Annotated in this window: 13 protein-coding genes and 1 riboswitch; of the genes, 4 read left to right on the forward strand and 9 right to left on the reverse strand. The window is 75.2% G+C overall.

Annotated features, from left to right (window positions below):
* Window positions 1-33: 33 nt before the first annotated feature.
* The 4 genes from ACH4DX_RS07340 to cobN all read right to left on the reverse strand — a co-directional run bounded on the left by ACH4DX_RS07340 (window position 34) and on the right by cobN (window position 7,366).
* Window positions 34-162 carry a hypothetical protein gene (locus ACH4DX_RS07340; RefSeq protein ID WP_263972716.1) on the reverse strand — a complete coding sequence of 43 codons (129 nt, stop codon included), beginning with the start codon at window positions 160-162 and terminating at the stop codon, window positions 34-36.
* A gap of 22 nt (window positions 163-184) precedes the next feature.
* Window positions 185-2,002, reverse strand: a complete 1,818-nt coding sequence (locus ACH4DX_RS07345) for an alpha/beta hydrolase family protein (protein ID WP_398154748.1) — start codon at window positions 2,000-2,002, stop codon at window positions 185-187.
* Between the two features lie 59 nt (window positions 2,003-2,061).
* Entirely contained in the window at window positions 2,062-3,318 is a 1,257-nt protein-coding gene (locus ACH4DX_RS07350; protein ID WP_398154361.1) for an MFS transporter, read from the reverse strand.
* A 421-nt stretch (window positions 3,319-3,739) separates the two neighbouring features.
* A complete protein-coding gene (gene cobN, locus ACH4DX_RS07355) occupies window positions 3,740-7,366 on the reverse strand; it encodes a cobaltochelatase subunit CobN (RefSeq protein ID WP_398154362.1) in 3,627 nt (1,208 codons plus the stop codon).
* A gap of 29 nt (window positions 7,367-7,395) precedes the next feature.
* A riboswitch (cobalamin riboswitch) is annotated at window positions 7,396-7,541 on the reverse strand.
* A 55-nt stretch (window positions 7,542-7,596) separates the two neighbouring features.
* On the opposite strand from cobN, the gene ACH4DX_RS07360 reads away from it, so the two are divergent.
* The 3 genes from ACH4DX_RS07360 to ACH4DX_RS07370 are packed head-to-tail and all read left to right on the forward strand — an operon-like array spanning window position 7,597 to window position 11,317.
* Window positions 7,597-9,204: a cobalamin biosynthesis protein CobG gene (locus ACH4DX_RS07360; protein ID WP_398154749.1), complete on the forward strand. Its 1,608-nt coding sequence runs from the start codon at window positions 7,597-7,599 to the stop codon at window positions 9,202-9,204.
* Window positions 9,201-9,833: a precorrin-8X methylmutase gene (locus ACH4DX_RS07365; RefSeq protein ID WP_398154363.1), complete on the forward strand. Its 633-nt coding sequence runs from the start codon at window positions 9,201-9,203 to the stop codon at window positions 9,831-9,833. Before ACH4DX_RS07360 ends, ACH4DX_RS07365 begins: the two co-directional genes overlap by 4 nt.
* Window positions 9,830-11,317 (forward strand): precorrin-2 C(20)-methyltransferase, encoded by a 1,488-nt coding sequence (locus ACH4DX_RS07370; protein WP_398154364.1) that lies wholly within the window; start codon window positions 9,830-9,832, stop codon window positions 11,315-11,317. The genes ACH4DX_RS07365 and ACH4DX_RS07370 overlap by 4 nt, the downstream gene beginning before the upstream one ends.
* 48 nt (window positions 11,318-11,365) lie before the next feature.
* On the opposite strand, the gene ACH4DX_RS07375 is transcribed toward ACH4DX_RS07370, so the two are convergent.
* The gene (locus tag ACH4DX_RS07375) at window positions 11,366-12,190 is read right to left on the reverse strand and encodes a cobalt-precorrin-6A reductase (RefSeq protein WP_398154365.1); all 825 of its coding nucleotides are present in this window, start codon (window positions 12,188-12,190) and stop codon (window positions 11,366-11,368) included.
* Window positions 12,191-12,208: 18 nt separating this feature from the next.
* Between ACH4DX_RS07375 and ACH4DX_RS07380 the strand changes: the two genes are divergently transcribed.
* A complete protein-coding gene (locus ACH4DX_RS07380; protein WP_398154366.1) occupies window positions 12,209-13,402 on the forward strand; it encodes a cobalt-precorrin-5B (C(1))-methyltransferase in 1,194 nt (397 codons plus the stop codon).
* A gap of 25 nt (window positions 13,403-13,427) precedes the next feature.
* Here the strand turns inward: ACH4DX_RS07380 and cobM are convergent, their stop codons facing one another.
* From cobM to ACH4DX_RS07400, 4 genes are all read right to left on the reverse strand, one after another.
* Entirely contained in the window at window positions 13,428-14,177 is a 750-nt protein-coding gene (gene cobM / locus ACH4DX_RS07385) for a precorrin-4 C(11)-methyltransferase (RefSeq protein WP_398154367.1), read from the reverse strand.
* The gene (cbiE, locus tag ACH4DX_RS07390) at window positions 14,174-15,550 is read right to left on the reverse strand and encodes a precorrin-6y C5,15-methyltransferase (decarboxylating) subunit CbiE (RefSeq protein ID WP_398154368.1); all 1,377 of its coding nucleotides are present in this window, start codon (window positions 15,548-15,550) and stop codon (window positions 14,174-14,176) included. The genes cobM and cbiE overlap by 4 nt, the downstream gene beginning before the upstream one ends.
* 231 nt (window positions 15,551-15,781) lie before the next feature.
* Window positions 15,782-16,978 carry an NAD(P)/FAD-dependent oxidoreductase gene (locus ACH4DX_RS07395; RefSeq protein ID WP_398114276.1) on the reverse strand — a complete coding sequence of 399 codons (1,197 nt, stop codon included), beginning with the start codon at window positions 16,976-16,978 and terminating at the stop codon, window positions 15,782-15,784.
* Window positions 16,979-17,191: 213 nt separating this feature from the next.
* Window positions 17,192-17,407, reverse strand: a complete 216-nt coding sequence (locus ACH4DX_RS07400) for an MbtH family protein (RefSeq protein ID WP_398154369.1) — start codon at window positions 17,405-17,407, stop codon at window positions 17,192-17,194.
* Window positions 17,408-17,409 lie beyond the last annotated feature (2 nt).

Genomic DNA, 17,409 nt, shown 5'->3' on the forward strand with positions numbered 1-17,409 from the left:
ACCCGGGGCGCCCCGGGTCCGGCCGGTTGAGGATCAGTCCTCGACGCTCTCTTCGCCGTCCTCGGCGTTGCGGAACGGGACGGTGACCGTGATGCCGACGCTCGGCTTCCGGTTCGTCTCGTCCTCCGCGAGCGGGTCGTTGTGGATGACGTCCTTCTGCATGGGCTCTCTCCTCTCGGTGATCTCAGTGCGTGACGGTGTGGTGCGCAGACCCCTCTCCAGGTGGAGCGGGGCGTCCTTGGGGGGTGGTGCGGGCGGTGCGGCGCAGCTCCCGGTCGAGGAAGAGCACGGCGCGGCGCAGCACGGCCACGTGGTCGCCGCCTTCGTAGCCGTCGTGCCCGGAGTCCAGCCACAGGGACTCGTACCGGGCACCGTTCGTGTCGAGGGCGGCGAGGTAGGAACGGACCTGGGCGGCCGGGCACTTGGTGTCGTGCGTGGCGGCGACGACCAGAAGCGGGTCCTGTACGCGGTCCGCGTACCGGATCGGGGAGCTGTGGGCGTAGCGTTCGGGCACCTGCTCGGGGGTGCCGCCGAACAGGCGCTCGTCCAGGGCCCGCAGGGCGGGGGTGGCCGACGCGTGGGCGGCGGCGTAGTCGGCGACGGGTTTCACCGCGACGCCGGCCCGCCACAGGCCCGGCCTGGTGCCGAGGGCGAGCAGGACGAGGTAGCCGCCCCAGGAGGTGCCCCACAGGCCGGTCGCGTCCGGGCGGATCAGGCCGCGCGCGGTGAGGTCGGCGTGCACGGCGGCGAGGTCGGCGACCTGGGTGTGGCCGACGCCGTCGCCGAAGGCGCGCTGCCAGCGGGGTCCGTAGCCGGTGGAGCCGCGGTAGTTGACCCGGGCCACGGCGAAGCCGGAGGCGACCAGGGAGTGCACGGTGCCGTCGTAGGCGTCCCGGTCGTGGTCGGCGGGGCCGCCGTGCACCAGGAACACGGCGGGATGCGGGCCGCGGCCGTCGGGGAGGCTGAGCAGGGTGTGCACCGCGCCGTCGGGTCCTGGCGTGCGGACGTCCCGCAGGGTGCCGGGGACTCCGCCCGCGACGGTGCCGAGCGGCGGCAGCCCGGTGCCCGCGGTGGAGGTCATCCGCGGCGGGTGCGTGCTGTCGGTCCACAGGGTGTGCAGGTCGCCGCCGGGGCGCGGGGCCGCGTCGAGGAGGGTGCCGGGCGGGGCGGGCACGGGGTCGAGGGTGCGGTTCGCCAGGTGGGCGCGGTGCAGCAGGGACCGGCCGTGGCGGTCCTGACGGATCAGCGCCGAGCGCCCTTCGGGGTACCAGCGGGCGGTGATCTGGGTGTCGAAGGCACACCAGTCGTGGGTGGTGGTGCCGGTCGCGGGGCTCCAGGTGGCGAGCAGATAGCGGTCCCCGCGCTCCCGGACGAGGAGCAGCGCGGGCGGCCCCGCGGGCGCGAACCCGAGCGCCCACAGCCTGCCGTGCGGGCCGTCGCCGGGCAGCTCGGCGACCAGGGTGCCCGCGCTGGTCAGGACGGTGACGGCACGCGGCGAGTCGGCGGCCCGCGTGAGGGCGAGGAGGTCGCCGGCGGGGGTGAGTCCGGCGAGGGCGGCGGGCCCGTCGACGCGCGTCACCTCACGGCCGGGGCCGCCGCGCCACCCGATGTGGACGGTGGTGCTGTCGTCCAGGCCGACACCGACGGCGACGAGTGCTTCGCCGGTGCGGGCGGGGTGGCGGGGGGTGGCGTGCGGGGTCGCGCCGGAGGGGGCGGCGGTGGCGGGTGCCTCGAGGGTCGCGCCGTACGGGACGGCGAGGCCTCGCGCGGTGCCCTCCGGCACGCCGGTGAGGCCGGGCCGGTCGGGGCCGCCGGTGAAGGGCTGGAAGCGCCAGTGCCCGACCCCCCGGGCGTCCTCGGCGAACCACCAGACGTGGGCGTCCCGGTCGATCGCGCCGTGCAGGGTGCCGCCAGGCCTGTCGGTGACCCGGCGGGCGCGGCGCGTCGCGGCGTCCCAGGTGAAGACCTCGCAGCGGCCGTCGGCGTCGGAGGTGAAGACCATCCGGTGCGGCTGCGCGGCGCACACCTCGGGCAGGGCGGCCCGGTACACCTGGAAGCGGCTCACGCGGCGGCCTCCGCGAGGGCGGCCCGCCGGGTGGTGTGCACGGCGAGCAGGACGAGCAGGGCGGCGCAGCCGAGCGCGGGAGCGGCGGTGTCCACCCGGTCCGCGAACAGACCGGCGAGTACCGGGGCGAGCGCGGCGGCACCGCCGGAGGCCGTCGCGAGCACCGCGCCGACCCGTGCCTGCACCGCGGCTTCGGTCACGAGGAGCACCCGCGCCTGGAGGACCACCGCGGGCAGCGGCACGAGCAGGCAGATCGCGCCGAGCAGCACCCCGTACGTCCAGGGCCCGGTGGCGGTGGCGAGTACCGCGGTGAGCGGTACGAGCAGCCAGGTCACGGCGGTGAGGAGGCGGGCGGCGCCCACCCGGGTCGCGACCCGGGGCGCGGCGAGCGAACCGGCGAGCCCCGCGGCGCCGGAGACCGCGAGGACGGCGCCGAGGGACAGCGCGTCCGCGCCGGAGCGGTCGAGGGCGAACACGGCGGCGTAGTACAGCGCGACGGCCACGCCGTTGACGAGCGCGATCCACACCAGGACGAGCCGGAGCAGGGGCTGTTGCCGCACCAGGCGCAGGCCGGCCGCGGCCTCGCGGAGCAGTCCGTCGCCGGAGGGCTCGGCCGGGGCCTTCAGTTCGGCGCGCATGCCGCGTACGCAGACGGCGGCGACGGCGTACGAGAGGGCGTCGGCGACGAAGGGCAGCGCGCGCGAGAGCTGGTAGGCGGCGCCGCCGAGGGCGGGGCCGAGGATGAGCGCGCCCTGGTCGGCGGCGGCGAGCCGGGCGACGGCGCGGGGCTGGTCGCCGGGCGGGCAGATCAGGGCGACGGTGCCGCGCGACGCGGCTTCGTGGCAGGCGGTGGCGAACCGTTCGACGAGGACCGCGGCCAGGAGGTGCCCGAGCGTGAGGTGGCCGAGGGCGAGCAGCAGGGCGACGGAGCCCATGGCCAGGGCGGAGATCGCGGCGGACCAGAACATGATGGTCTTGCGGGCACCGCGGTCGGCGGGGATCGCGGCGAGCGGGCCGAGCAGGATCCCCGCGGCCAGCGAGAGCCCGGCGACCAGGCCTGCGGTCTGCGCGGAGTGGCCGAGGGAGAGGAGCAGCAGCGGCAGGACGATGCCGGACGCCTGGGTGCCGAGCGCGTCGGCGGCGTTGGCCCACCAGAAGAGGCGGAAGTCACGGGGAGAGGTGCCCCGGGGCGGCCGGGACGGCGGTAACTCGCCGTCGCGGTCCGGTATGTCCGCCTGCGCCTGTGGCTCCACGCATCCCCCTCACGAACATGAAGCACCTGTGCAGACATGTGCAGAAAGTGAAACGAGCGGGATCGTAGCCAGGCCGCCGAGCGGGCTACAAGGCGCCAACGGCGGTGACCGAAAAGCGCGCTGCCGCGCGGCGCGGGGCGGAAGGCAAAACGCAGGCCAAGAGGAAGCCAAGGGGAAGCCGAGGGGAGGAAAGAATTCCGCCAGGCGTCATGGGACTGCTGAGACGCGTGGGGCAGATGTGACGTGAGGGGCATCGCATGGGACATGACAAGACATCAGGGCTATCGGACATGGGGGCACGCACCCGCAGCCGCGCCGGGGGCCCGGGGCGGCTGCGGGAACGATGAAAGCGGCGGGAGGATGGCTGGTTCCCGCTCCCCGACGCGTCCTTCGTCCGGGAGCGGGACGGGGAACCGGAGGCTCAGTCCTCGCCCTCGAGGTCGCCCTCGGTCTCCAGGTAGGCCTGCCGCAGCGCTTCGAGCACCGCGGGGTCGGGCTTGGCCCACATGCCGCGGGACTCCGCTTCGAGGAGGCGCTCGGCGATCCCGTGCAGCGCCCAGGGGTTGGCCTGCTGGAGGAACGCGCGGTTCTCCGGGTCGAGGACGTAGGTCTCGGTGAGCTTGTCGTACATCCAGTCGGCGATCACGCCCGTGGTGGCGTCGTAGCCGAAGAGGTAGTCGACGGTCGCGGCGAGCTCGAAGGCGCCCTTGTACCCGTGGCGGCGCATCGCCTCGATCCACTTGGGGTTGACGACCCGGGCCCTGAAGACGCGCGAGGTCTCCTCGACGAGCGTGCGGGTGCGGACCGTCTCCGGCCGCGTCGAGTCGCCGATGTACGCCTCGGGGGCCGTGCCGCGCAGGGCCCTGACCGCGGCGACCATGCCGCCGTGGTACTGGAAGTAGTCGTCGGAGTCGGCGATGTCGTGCTCGCGGGTGTCGGTGTTCTTCGCGGCGACCGCGATGCGCTTGTACGCCGTCTCCATCTCCGCGCGCGCGGGCCGGCCTTCGAGCTCACGGCCGTAGGCGTAGCCGCCCCACACCGTGTAGACCTCGGCGAGGTCGGCGTCGGTGCGCCAGTCCCGGGAGTCGATGAGCTGGAGCAGACCCGCGCCGTACGTGCCGGGGCGGGAGCCGAAGATGCGGGTGGTGGCGCGGCGTTCGTCGCCGTGCTCGGCGAGGTCGGCCCGTACGTGCGCGCGTACGTGGTTGACCTCGTCGGGCTCGTCGAGGGCGGCCGCCATCCGCACCGCGTCGTCGAGCAGCCCGATGGTGTGCGGGAAGGCGTCGCGGAAGAAGCCGGAGATGCGCAGCGTGACGTCGATGCGGGGGCGGCCGAGCTCCTCGTACGGAACGGGTTCGAGGCCGGTCACGCGGCGGGACGCGTCGTCCCAGACCGGGCGGACGCCGAGCAGCGCGAGGGCCTCGGCGACGTCGTCGCCCGCCGTGCGCATGGCGCTCGTACCCCACAGGGAGAGGCCGACGGACGTGGGCCAGCTGCCGTTGTCGGAGCGGTAGCGCTCGAGGAGCGAGTCGGCGAGGGCCTGACCCGTCTCCCAGGCGAGGCGCGAGGGCACGGCCTTGGGGTCGACGGAGTAGAAGTTGCGGCCGGTGGGCAGCACGTTGACCAGGCCGCGCAGCGGCGAGCCCGACGGGCCCGCGGGCACGAAGCCGCCGTTCAGGGCGTGCACGGCGTGGTCCAGCTCCGCGGTGGTCGCCGCCAGGCGCGGCACGACCTCGCGGGCGGCGAACTCCAGGATGGCGGTGACCTGTTCGCCGTGCCCCTCGGGCACGGAGTCCGGGTCCCAGCCGAGCTCCTCCATCCGCTCCACCAGGGCGCGGGCCTTGGCCTCCGCCTCGTCGGCGGTGGTGCGGGTCGCCGCGGACTCGTCGAGGCCGAGCGCCTCGCGCAGTCCGGGCAGGGCGGTGGTGCCGCCCCAGATCTGGCGGGCGCGGAGGATGGCGAGGACGAGGTTGACGCGGTCGCCCGCCGCGGGCGGTGCGCCGAGCACGTGCAGGCCGTCGCGGATCTGGGCGTCCTTGACCTCGCACAGCCAGCCGTCGACGTGCAGCAGGAAGTCGTCGAAGCCGTCGTCGTCGGGCCGGTCGTCCAGGCCGAGGTCGTGGTCCAGCTTGGCGGCCTGGATGAGGGTCCAGATCTGGGCCCGGATCGCCGGGAGCTTGGCCGGGTCCATCGAGGAGATCTGGGCGTACTCGTCCAGGAGCTGCTCCAGGCGCGCGATGTCGCCGTAGGAGTCGGCGCGGGCCATCGGCGGGACCAGGTGGTCGATGAGCGTGGCGTGCACCCGTCGCTTGGCCTGGGTGCCCTCGCCCGGGTCGTTGACCAGGAACGGGTAGATCAGCGGCAGGTCACCGAGCGCGGCGTCCGGGCCGCAGGCCGCGGACAGGCCCGCGTTCTTGCCGGGCAGCCACTCCAGGTTGCCGTGCTTGCCCAGGTGGATCATCGCGTCGGCGCCGAAGCCGCCGTCCTCGGCGGCAGCGGCGATCCAGCGGTAGGCGGCCAGATAGTGGTGCGAGGGCGGCAGGTCCGGGTCGTGGTAGATCGCGATCGGGTTCTCGCCGAAGCCGCGCGGCGGCTGGATGAGGATCAGCAGATTGCCGAAGCGCAGGGCGGCGAGGACGATGTCGCCCTCCGGGTTGCCGCTGCGGTCGACGAACATCTCGCCGGGCGCGGGACCCCAGTGCTCCTCGACGGCGGTGCGCAGTTCCTCGGGCAGGGTCGCGTACCAGCGGCGGTAGTCGGCCGCGGGGATCCGCACCGGGTTGCGGGCCAGCTGCTCGTCGGTGAGCCAGTCCTGGTCGTGGCCGCCCGCCTCGATCAGCGCGCGGATCAGCTCGTCGCCGTCGCCGGACGCCAGTCCTGGCACCTCGGCGTCCCCGAAGTCGTAGCCCTCGTCGCGCAGGCGGCGCAGCAGGGCCACGGCGCTCGCGGGGGTGTCGAGGCCGACCGCGTTGCCGATGCGGGAGTGCTTGGTCGGATACGCGGAGAGCACGAGCGCGAGGCGCTTGTCGGCGGCAGGGATGTGGCGGAGCCTCGCGTGCCGTACGGCGATCCCGGCGACGCGGGCGGCGCGCTCGGGGTCGGCGACGTACGCGGGCAGGCCGTCGGCGTCGATCTCCTTGAAGGAGAACGGGACGGTGATCAGACGCCCGTCGAACTCGGGCACCGCGATCTGGCTCGCGGCGTCGAGCGGCGAGACGCCCTCGTCGTTGTCCTCCCAGGCGGCCCTCGACCCGGTCAGGCACAGGGCCTGGAGGATGGGCACGTCCAGGGTGGTCAGCGCGCCCGCGTCCCAGGACTCGTCGTCGCCGCCCGCGGACGCCTCTGCGGGCTTGGTGCCGCCCGCCGCGAGGACCGTGGTGACGATGACGTCGACGGTCCGCAGCTGCTCGATCAGCTCCGGCTCGGGGGCGCGCAGCGAGGCGACGTACAGCGGCAGCGGCCTGGCGCCCGCGTCCTCGACGGCGTCGCACAGCGCGTGCACGAAGGCGGTGTTGCCGCTCATGTGGTGGGCGCGGTAGTAGAGCACGGCCACGACGGGGCCCTCGGCACCGGCGCGGGGCGTGCGCTCCAGCGGGCCCCAGCTGGGCGCGGCGGCGGGCGCGTCGAAGCCGTGCCCGGTGAGCAGCACGGTGTCGGAGAGGAAGCGGGCGAGCTGCTCCAGGTTCGCCGGGCCGCCGTGCGCGAGGTAGGCGTGCGCCTCCGCGGCGATGCCGACGGGCACGGTGGACGCGGCCATCAGCTGGGCGTCGGGCGCCTGTTCGCCGGTGAGGACGACGACCGGGCGGCCGTCGGCGAGCAGCTGGTCGAGGCCGTCCTGCCAGGCGCGGATGCCGCCGAGGAGGCGTACGACGACGAGGTCGACGCCGTCGAGCAGGCCCGAGAGGTCTTCGAGGGGGAGCCGCGCCGGGTTGGCGAAGCGGTAGCGGACCGGTCCTGCCGCCGCGCGGGCGCTGAGCAGGTCCGTGTCGGAGGTCGACAGGAGCAGGATGCGGGGGGACGGGGCGGCGTCCCCGGATGCGGGCAGCATGCGGTGTCTGGCCTTCCTCGGGGTCCGCGCCCCGGGCGGTGTCTGACGGCGGGAGTTCCTGACTCGCCCGGCCCCTGGGGGCCGGACTCACAGTGGCGGGACCGCGCCGGATTCACACCGGGCTTCCTCCCCTGTCGCCGTCTGGCGATGGCGGACCGAATGATCCACCGAGGAGCATAGTAGGCCGCGACCGGGCACCAGGAGAAGGTGCACCCGGTGTGATCGTAGGTATGCTCGCCGCCGTGACCACGGCTCCCCCTCCCTCATCGTCCCAGGCCACAGCGGCCGCACGGGACCGCGGTGACGCCTGTCCCGGCGCGCTGCGGCTGCATGGGGCGCACGACGGCGCACTTGCCAGGGTCCGTGTTCCCGGCGGTGTGCTGACCGTCCGGCAGGCGGAGGCGCTCCTCGGCGCGGCCGAGGAGCTCGGCGACGGTGAGTTGCATCTCACCTCGCGCGGCAACGTCCAGCTGCGGGGGCTGCGCGACGCCTGCGGCGCGGAGCTCGCCGGGCGGCTCGGCGCGGCCGGGCTGCTGCCCTCCGCCGCGCACGAGCGAGTGCGCAACATCGTGGCCTCGCCCCTGTCCGGCCTCGACGGGCACGGCCTGCGGGACGTGCGGCCCTGGCTCGTGTCCCTCGACGCGACGCTGTGCGCCAGCGAGGCGGCGCCCGCCCTCTCGGGCCGGTTCCTGTTCGCTCTCGACGACGGCCGCGGGGACGTGGCCGCGCTCGACGCGGACGTGACGCTGCGCGCGGCCGCGGACGGCGGCGCGCTGCTCGGCCTCGGCTCGGGCGACGCGACCCTGCACGTCTCCGGCCCGGACGCGCCCCGCGCCGCCTTGCTGGCGGCCGAGGTGTTCCTCGCCACCGTGCGCTCCTGCGGCACCGAGGCCTGGCGCGTGGACGAACTCGCCCTCGCCGACGGCGCGTTGCTGCGGCGGGTCGGCGACCGCTTGCTGGCTGAGGGGATCGCGCACACCGGGTGTGCGGGAGGCTCGGGGGCGGCGGGCGCGTGCGGCGATGCGGTGTCCGGTGACGCTTCGGTGCCCGGCGGTGCCTCGGTGCTTGGCGGCGGTGCGGTGCCCGGCGGCGGCCTGGTGTCCGGCAGCGCATCGGTACCCGGCGGCGACCCGGTGCCCGACAGCGGTCCGGTGCCCGGCGACGGCCCGGTCCCCGACAGCGCCTCGCCACCCGACGGCAGCCCGGTACCCGACAGCGCCTCGCCACCCGACGGCGGCCCAGTCCCCGGTGTCGTAGGCGACTTCGCCGCGCTCTCCGTGCACGCTCCGCTCGGGCGGCTCTCGGCGTCGCAGTGGCGTGAGTTGGCCCGTGTCGCCGCCCTCTCCCCCGCGGGTGAGCTGCGGTTGACGCCGTGGCGTGGCGTCGTCGTGCCCACACCGGGCCTGGGCGCGGACCGGGTCGAGGAGGCGCGGGCGGGCCTGTCGGCCGTCGGCCTCGTCACGGAGAACGGCTCCCCCTGGCTGCTGGTCGGCGCCTGCATCGGCAGGCCCGGATGCGCCAAGTCCCGCACGGACGTGCGGGCGGACGCCGCCCGTACCCTCGCCGAGGTCCCGTCCGACAGCCTGCCCCTGTACTGGTCCGGATGCGAACGGCGCTGCGGGCACCCCCGGGGCGACCACATCGACGTGGTCGCCGCGGACGGCGGCGGAGGCTACCGCCTCTCGGTGGCCACCACCGCCGCCACCGCCGCGACCGCCACAGCCCCCGCCGGGGACCCCACCCCGCGCACCGTCGACCTCGACGACCCCTCCCGACTCGCCACCGCCCTGGCGGCGATCCCCTCACGACGACCGAGAGCAGCGAGAAGAACACCGTGACGACCTACGACTACGAGAAGGACGGCGCGGAGATCTACCGCCAGTCCTTCGCCACCATCCGCGCGGAGGCGGATCTCGCGGCACTCCCCGCCGACGTCAGCCAGGTCGCGGTCCGGATGATCCACGCCTGCGGGATGGTCGACCTCGTACAGGACCTCGTGTTCAGTCCGGGCGTGGTGGCCCGCGCCCGCACCGCCCTGCGGGCCGGCGCGCCCGTCTTCTGCGACGTCCAGATGGTCGCGAGCGGGGTGACCCGCAAGCGGCTGCCCGCGGACAACGACGTGCTGTGCACCCTGTCCGACCCGGCCGTGCCGGACCTCGCGGCGAAGCTGGGCACCACCCGCAGCGCCGCCGCGATGGAGCTGTGGCGCGAGCGCCTCGAAGGTTCCGTGGTCGCCGTCGGCAACGCGCCCACCGCGCTGTTCCGGCTCCTGGAGATGATCCGGGACGGCGCGCCGCGGCCCGCCGCCGTCATCGGTGTGCCGGTCGGCTTCATCGGCGCGGCCGAGTCCAAGGACGCCCTGGCGGCACAGTCCCTGGGTCTGGAACATCTGGTGGTGCGGGGCCGTCGCGGCGGCAGCGCCATCGCCGCCGCCGCACTGAACGCGATTGCGAGCGAGGAAGAATGAGCGCCAAGCTGTACGGGGTCGGGCTCGGCCCCGGCGACCCGTCCCTGATGACCGTGCGCGCGGTCGAGGTCATCGCCGAGGCGGATGTGATCGCGTACCACAGCGCCCGGCACGGCCGGTCCATCGCCCGCTCGATCGCGGCGCGGCACCTGCGCGCCGACCACATCGAGGAACGCCTCGTCTATCCCGTCACGACGGAGACCACCGACCACCCGGGCGGCTACCGGGGCGCCATGGAGGAGTTCTACACCGAGGCGGCGGCCCGCCTCGCCGCGCACCTCGACGCGGGGCGCACCGTCGCGGTCCTCGCGGAGGGCGACCCGCTCTTCTACGGCTCGTACATGCACATGCACAAGCGGCTCACCGGGCGCTACGACACCGAGGTGATCCCCGGCGTCACCTCGGTGTCCGCGGCCGCGGCCCGCCTCGGCACCCCGCTGGTGGAGGGCGAGGAGGTCCTGACGATCCTGCCGGGCACCCTGCCCGAGGAGGAGCTGACCGCCCGGCTCGCCGCGACGGACGCGGCGGTGGTCATGAAGCTCGGCCGCACCTTCCCCAAGGTGCGGCGCGCCCTCGAGGGTGCGGGCCGCCTGGGCGAGGCCCGGTACGTCGAGCGGGCCTCGATGGCCGGGGAGCGCACCGCCCCGCTGGCGGACGTGGCCGAGGACTCGGTGCCGTACTTCTCGGTGGCCGTGCTGCCGAGCCGGATCGGCGCGCAGCCGCAGGAGCGGGCCCTCGGTGAGGTCGTCGTGGTCGGGACCGGTCCTGCCGGGCCGCTGTGGCTGACGCCCGAGACGCGCGGCGCCCTGGCCGCCGCCGACGACCTGGTCGGCTACACCACGTACCTGGACCGGGTGCCGCACCGTCCCGGTCAGGAGCGGCACGGCTCCGACAACCGGGTGGAGTCCGAGCGCGCCGAGTTCGCCCTCGACCTGGCCCGGCGCGGACGGCGGGTCGCCGTCGTCTCCGGCGGCGACCCCGGGATCTTCGCCATGGCCACGGCCGTCCTCGAGGTCGCCTCACGGCCCCCGTACACGGACGTGCCGGTACGGGTCCTGCCCGGGGTGACCGCCGCCAACGCGGCCGCCGCCCGCGCGGGCGCCCCGCTCGGCCACGACTACGCCACCATCTCCCTGTCCGACCGGCTCAAGCCCTGGGAGGTCATAGCGGAGCGGCTGCGCGCGGCCACCGCCGCCGACCTGGTCCTCGCGCTGTACAACCCCGGCTCCCGCAGCCGCACCTGGCAGGTCGGCAAGGCCCGCGAGCTGCTCCTGGAGCACCGTGCTCCGGACACCCCGGTGGTCGTCGCCCGCGATGTCGGCGGCTCCGGTGAACGGGTACGGATCGTCCGCCTCGCGGACCTGGACCCGGCCGAGGTCGACATGCGCACCGTCCTGCTCGTCGGCTCGTCGCAGACGCGGACCGTGCGGCGCGGGGACGGCGAGGAGATCGTCTGGACACCGCGCCGCTACCCGGAGGCGTGAGGGTCCGGTGCCCGGGGCTCGGGTGGTGCGGCGCCGGTGCCCGGCGGCTCAGGGGGACGGGGTGGGCCCCGTTCCCCGCGGCGCCCGCAGCGGGTCCCGGTCCGTGCCCGGCAGCGCGCCGGCGCCGCCGAGGTACGCGGTGATCCAGCGCGTCGCCGCCGCCGGGTCCGCCACCACCAGAACGCCCTCGGGCACCGGCGGCCTGCGGACCACGACCACGGGAAGTCCGGCCTCGCGGGCGGCGGTCAGCTTCGGCGCGGTGGCCGCCCCGCCGCTGTCCTTCGTCACGACGACGTCGACGGCGTGGTCGCGGAGCAGCGCGCGCTCCCCCTCGAGCGTGAAGGGGCCCCGGTCGAGCAGCACCTCCATGCGCGCCGGGTGCGGGGCCTCCGGCGCGTCCACGGAACGCACGAGGAACCACAGGTCGTCCAGGTCCGCGAACGCGGCGAGGCCCATGCGTCCGGTCGTCAGGAACACCCTGCGGCCGAGTGCGGGCAGCAGCTCCGCGGCCTCGGCGAGCGAGCCCGCCTCGTGCCACACGTCGCCTTCGACCGGGTCCCAGCCGGGCCTGCGCAGGGCGAGGAGGGGGACGCGGGCGGCGGCAGCGGCCCGCGCCGCGTGGAAACTCATGGTGCGCGCGAACGGGTGGGTGGCGTCGACGAGCAGGTCGACGCGGTGCGCGCGCAGCCAGTCGGCGAGCCCGTCGGCGCCGCCGAAGCCGCCGATCCGCACCTGTCCCACGGGCAGCCGGGGGCTCGCGACCCGGCCCGCGAGGGAACTGGTCACCGCGAGGCCAGGAAGCCCGGGCGGGCCGTGCAGCAGCTCGGCCAGGTGCCGGGCCTCCGTCGTTCCGCCGAGAATCAGTACGTGCACGAGAGTCCGGGTCCGTTCATGAGTGACAAGTCAGTAGGTGGCGGCCCCACGCGGCCCGCAGGGGACGCGGCACCGGGAGCCGCAGGGGCGAAGGGCGCCCGCGCCGCGAAGGGCGGCCGCGGCGCCCAGCTGGAGCACACCGGTCTGCGGCCCGGCTGGACGACCGGTGCCTGCGCGACCGCCGCCACGACCGCCGCGTACACCGCCCTGCTGAGCGGTGACTTCCCCGACCCGGTGACCATCACGCTGCCCCGGGGGCAGACGCCCGCGTTCGCGCTCGCGGCCGAGGAGCTGACCGGCGCGTACGCGATGGCGGGGGTGGTGAAGGACGCGGGCGACGACCCCGACGTCACGCACGGCGCGCTCGTGCGGGCCACGGTGCGGCTGCTGCCGCCGGGGTCCGGGGTGGTCTTCAGGGCGGGTCCCGGCGTCGGCACGGTCACGCGTCCCGGTCTGCCCCTGCCCGTGGGCGAACCGGCGGTCAACCCCGTGCCCCGGCAGATGATGCGGGACCACGTCGCCGCCGTCGCCGCCCGCCACGGCGGCAGCGCCGACGTCGAGGTCACCCTCGCCGTGGACCACGGCGAGGAGATCGCCCGGTCGACCTGGAACCCGCGGCTCGGCATCCTCGGCGGCCTCTCCGTGCTCGGCACCACCGGCATCGTGGTGCCGTACTCCTGCTCGGCGTGGATCGACTCCATCCGCAGGGGCGTGGACGTGGCACGGGCGGCCGGGCGCACCCATGTCGCGGGGTGCACGGGTTCGACGTCGGAGAAGACGGTCGTCGCCGAGCACCGGCTGCCCGAGGACGCCCTCCTGGACATGGGCGACTTCGCGGGCGCGGTCCTGAAGTACGTCCGCCGCCATCCCGTGGACCGCCTGACGATCTGCGGCGGGTTCGCCAAGCTGTCCAAGCTCGCGGCGGGGCACCTCGATCTGCACTCCGCGCGCTCCCAGGTCGACAAGGGCTTCCTCGCCGCCCTCGCCCGGCGCGGCGGCGCGGACGAGGCCCTCGCGGCCGCGGTGGCGGACGCCAACACCGGACTCGCCGCGCTCCAGCTCTGCCAGGGGGCCGGGGTCGCGCTCGGCGACCTGGTCGCGGTGGCCGCGCGGGACGAGGCGCTGGCCGTGCTGCGCGGGGCGCCGGTCGCGGTGGACGTCATCTGCATCGACCGGGCCGGGACCGTGGTGGGCCGCAGCGCGGTGGCGTGAGCGCCCGGCCGCCCCTCCCCAGCGCTCAGCACACGTGCCGCTCGCGCTCCGGCGAGTACAGGTGGCTGTCGCGGAACTGCTCCGCGCCGAGGGTCCTGCCCACCATGATGACCGCGGTGCGCAGGATGCCCGCTTCCGTCACCTTCGCCGCGATCTCCTCGAGGGTGCCGCGCAGGACCACTTCCTCGGGGCGGGAGGCGTAGGCCACGACCGCGGCCGGGCAGTCGGCGCCGTAGTGCGGGAGCAGTTCCTCCACCACGCGGTCCACGTACCTGACGGCCAGGTGCAGCACGATCAGGGCGCCGCTGCGGCCGAGGGTGGCCAGGTCCTCGCCCTCGGGCATGGCGGTCGCGCTGTGGGCGATCCGGGTGAGGACGACGGTCTGGCCGACGGTCGGCACCGTCAGCTCCCGCTTCAGGGCGGCGGCAGCGGCGGCGAAGGCGGGCACACCGGGCACGACCTCGTAGGGCACCCCCGCCGCGTCCAGGCGCCGCATCTGCTCGGCGACCGCGCTGAACACGGACGGGTCGCCGGAGTGCAGCCGGGCCACGTCCTGCCCCTGCTCGTGGGCGCGCACCAACTCGGCGGTGATCTGGTCCAGGTCGAGCTGCGCGGTGTCCACGAGCCGTGCGTCCGGCGGGCATTCGGCCAGCAGTTCGCGCGGCACCAGGCTGCCCGCGTACAGGCACACCCGGCAGGCGGCGAGCGTCCGGGCGCCCCGCACGGTGATCAGGTCGGCGGCGCCGGGTCCCGCACCGATGAAGTACACGGTCATGTGGCTGCTCCTGCGCGGTCGGGGGGTCCGTCGGGGGTCTGGGCGGGCGGGGCGGAGGGCGCGGCGGGGGTCGCCGCGGGCGATGCGTCCGCGGACTCTGCGGGCCCCGCGGAGGATGCGTCCGAGGGCTCTGCGGGCCCCGCGGGTTTCTGCGCCGACCACTGTGTCACCGGCATCGACTGCCGCCACCCCGTGAAGCCGCCCACCGGCACGGCGTGGGCCACGGCGATGCGTACGAGTTCGCCGCCGTGGCGGCGGTGGGCGTCGGCGAGCAGCGCCTCGGACTCCAGGGTGACGGTGTTGGCGACCAGGCGGCCGCCGGGGGCGAGCGCCGCCCAGCAGGCGTCGAGCAGGCCGGGCGCGGTGAGTCCGCCGCCGATGAACACGGCGTCGGGCCGCGGCAGCCCGGTGAGGGCGGCGGGCGCGGCGCCGGTGACGACGCGCAGGGCGGGCACGCCGAGCCGTTCGGCGTTACGGGTGATGCGTTCGGCCCGTACGGGATCGCGCTCCACGGTGACCGCGCGGCAGGTGGGGTGGGTGCGCATCCACTCGACGGCGATCGAGCCCGAGCCGCCGCCGACGTCCCACAGGAGCTCGCCGGGGGCGGGGGCGAGCGCGCCGAGCGTGGCGGCGCGTACGTGCCGCTTGGTGAGCTGGCCGTCGTGCTCGTACGCCGTGTCGGGAAGCCCCGGCACGGCACCGAGCCGGGTGGCGCCGGGGGCGCGGTGGCAGGTGACGGCGACGATGTTGAGGGCGTCGCCGGGGGGCTCGCTCCAGGTGTCGGCGGTGGACTCGGCGGTGGTCCGCTCGCGCGCGCCGCCGAGCTGTTCGAGTACCCGCATCCGGCTGGGGCCGAAGCCGCGGTCGCGAAGGAGGGCGGCGACGGTGCCGGGGCCCGCGGCGTCCGCGCTGAGCACGAGCAGTCTGCGGCCCTCGTGCAGGGCGGCGGTGAGGCGTCCGGCGGGGCGCCCGACGAGCGTGACGACCTCCACGTCCTCCTGCGGCCAGCCGAGCCGTGCGCAGGCGTGGGACACGGAGGAGGGGTGCGGGAGCACCCGTACCGCGGTGGCCCCGAGTTCCTCGGTGAGGGCCCGCCCGATGCCGTAGAACATGGGGTCGCCGCTGGCGAGGACGGCGACCCGGCGTCCCGCGTGCGCGGCGAGCAGCGCGGGCACGGCGGGGCGCAGCGGCGAGGGCCAGGTGATCCGCTCCCCGGCGCACCGCGACGGCAGCAGATCGAGCTGCCGCCGGCCGCCGATCAGGACCTCGGCGTCGAGCAGGGCCGCGCGGGCGGTGTCCGCGATCCCCTGCCAGCCGTCGGCCCCGATGCCGACGACGGTCAGGGCGGCCGGTCCTGGTCGTGCGGGGCTCACTGGTCGACACCTCGGGCTTCGGGGGCGGGGAACGTCTCGTATCGAGACGCTCGGGGAACACACTCAGGGGGCATGCCCGGGAACGTCCCAGGAACATGCGCAAGGGAAAAGCACTCTACTGGGCGTTGACCAGCACGCCTTCCCTCGGGTTCCCCCGGGCTCCGGCCGGTCCCCTCCCCCGGTACGTCCCCGGTCCCTCCCCGGGCGCCCGCGGGCGCCCGGGGGCCGCGCTCAGGCTTCGCTCATCTCATCCATCAGGTCAAGGAGTTCCTCGGTGACGAAATCCTCGATCGGGCATGCGCCCGAGAGCGTCGAGAAGTAGCGGTCGGACAGGTCGGCGCTCGTGGCGATGGCGCGCAGCATCTCCAGGTGGTGCTCCGGCGGGTTCAGCTCGGCCGTCTTGAGCGTGCTCTTGTAGTCCGGTACGAGCATCTCGGTGCGCTCCTCGGCGAACTCCCCGAGGGCCTTGTCCAGGCGCTCGGGGTCCTGGAGGCCGTCGCCCACGCACTCCACGAGGAGCTGGGCCTGGAGGAAGGCGTCGGTGATGCCGCGAGCCGTGATGGAGTCCTTGTGGTGTCCCGCGTCACCGATGAGGGCCCAGCCGGGCCCGGCGGCCTTGCGGAAGAAGTTCAGCTGGTTGCCGGTGCCGAAGAGGCGCTCGACCTGCTCGCCCTTGTCCATCTCGGCACGCACCTCGGGCGCGGTCCGCTCGGCGCTGTCGAGCAGGGCCTTGAGTCCCTCGCCCTTGAGTGCCGCGAACTCGGCCTGCGGGAAGTAGGCCGCCACCAGCGTCGCGCCGTCGTTGGTCGGTACGGTGCCGACCCAGCTTCCGGGGGTGTGGTAGAGCCGGAACTCGGCGGGCAGCCCCGACCAGTAGCTGTAGTAGCAGCAGGTGAGGGTCGCTGCCTCGATGTCGTGCGGTGCCTTGACCTTCGCCGCGACCGTCGACCGCATGCCGTCGGCGCCGATGACGAGGCGGGCGCGTTCGACCGTCTCGGTCCCGCCGGAGCTCAGCCGGACGCCCACGACCCGGTCGTCCTCGAAGACGAGGTCGGTGACCGAGCAGTTCTCGCGCAGCTCGGCCCCGGCGTCGACGGCGGCCCGCGCCAGGATCTGGTCGAGGTGGAAGCGCCGCGGCGCGTAGGCCGCCTGCTGGCCGTCGACGGGCCAGGAGACGCCCTGGACGCGGATGTCACCGGCGGTGTACGTGGCCCTGTCCAGGGGCGGGCAGCCGGTGGCGACCACCTCGGGCAGGACCCCCCACCGGTCGAGGAGCGCGACGCCCGGCTGGTGGATGTACAGCGTCGACAGTGTGTCCTTGGGGAACTTGCTGCGTTCGACCATGAGCACCCGGTAGCCGGCCCGTGCGAGCTGTAGTGCCGCCGGAGATCCAGCACACCGCGCCCCGACCACAATCACGTCGTACACGAAATAACTCCTTGTCCTGCACCGACTCTCGCCGGCCGGGTCTGTCTGGGTTACGGGGAGGGCGGGAGGGGGCGTGGGGCCGGGGGGGGGGGGGGGCCCGCCCCCCCCCCCCCCGGGGGGGGGGGGGGTGGTGGGGGGGGGGGGGGGGGGGGGGGGGGGGGGGGGCGCGGGGGGGGGGGCGGCCCCACGCCTCCCTCCCCTGGTCAGGCGGTGCTACGCGGTGGCCATGGCCTCGCGCAGGCTCCTGGGCCGCAGGTCGGTCCAGTTCTGCTCGACGTGCTCCAGGCACTTCTGGCGCTCGTCGGGGCCGAAGACGGACGTCCAGCCCGCGGGGACCTCGGCGAACGAGGGCCACAGGGAGTGCTGGTCCTCGTCGTTGACCAGCACATGGAACGTGCCGTTTGTGTCGTCGAACGGGTTCGTGCTCATGA

The sequence above is a fragment of the Streptomyces sp. NPDC017940 genome (genome assembly GCF_044328435.1).
In the GTDB taxonomy this organism is placed as follows: Bacteria; Actinomycetota; Actinomycetes; order Streptomycetales; family Streptomycetaceae; genus Streptomyces.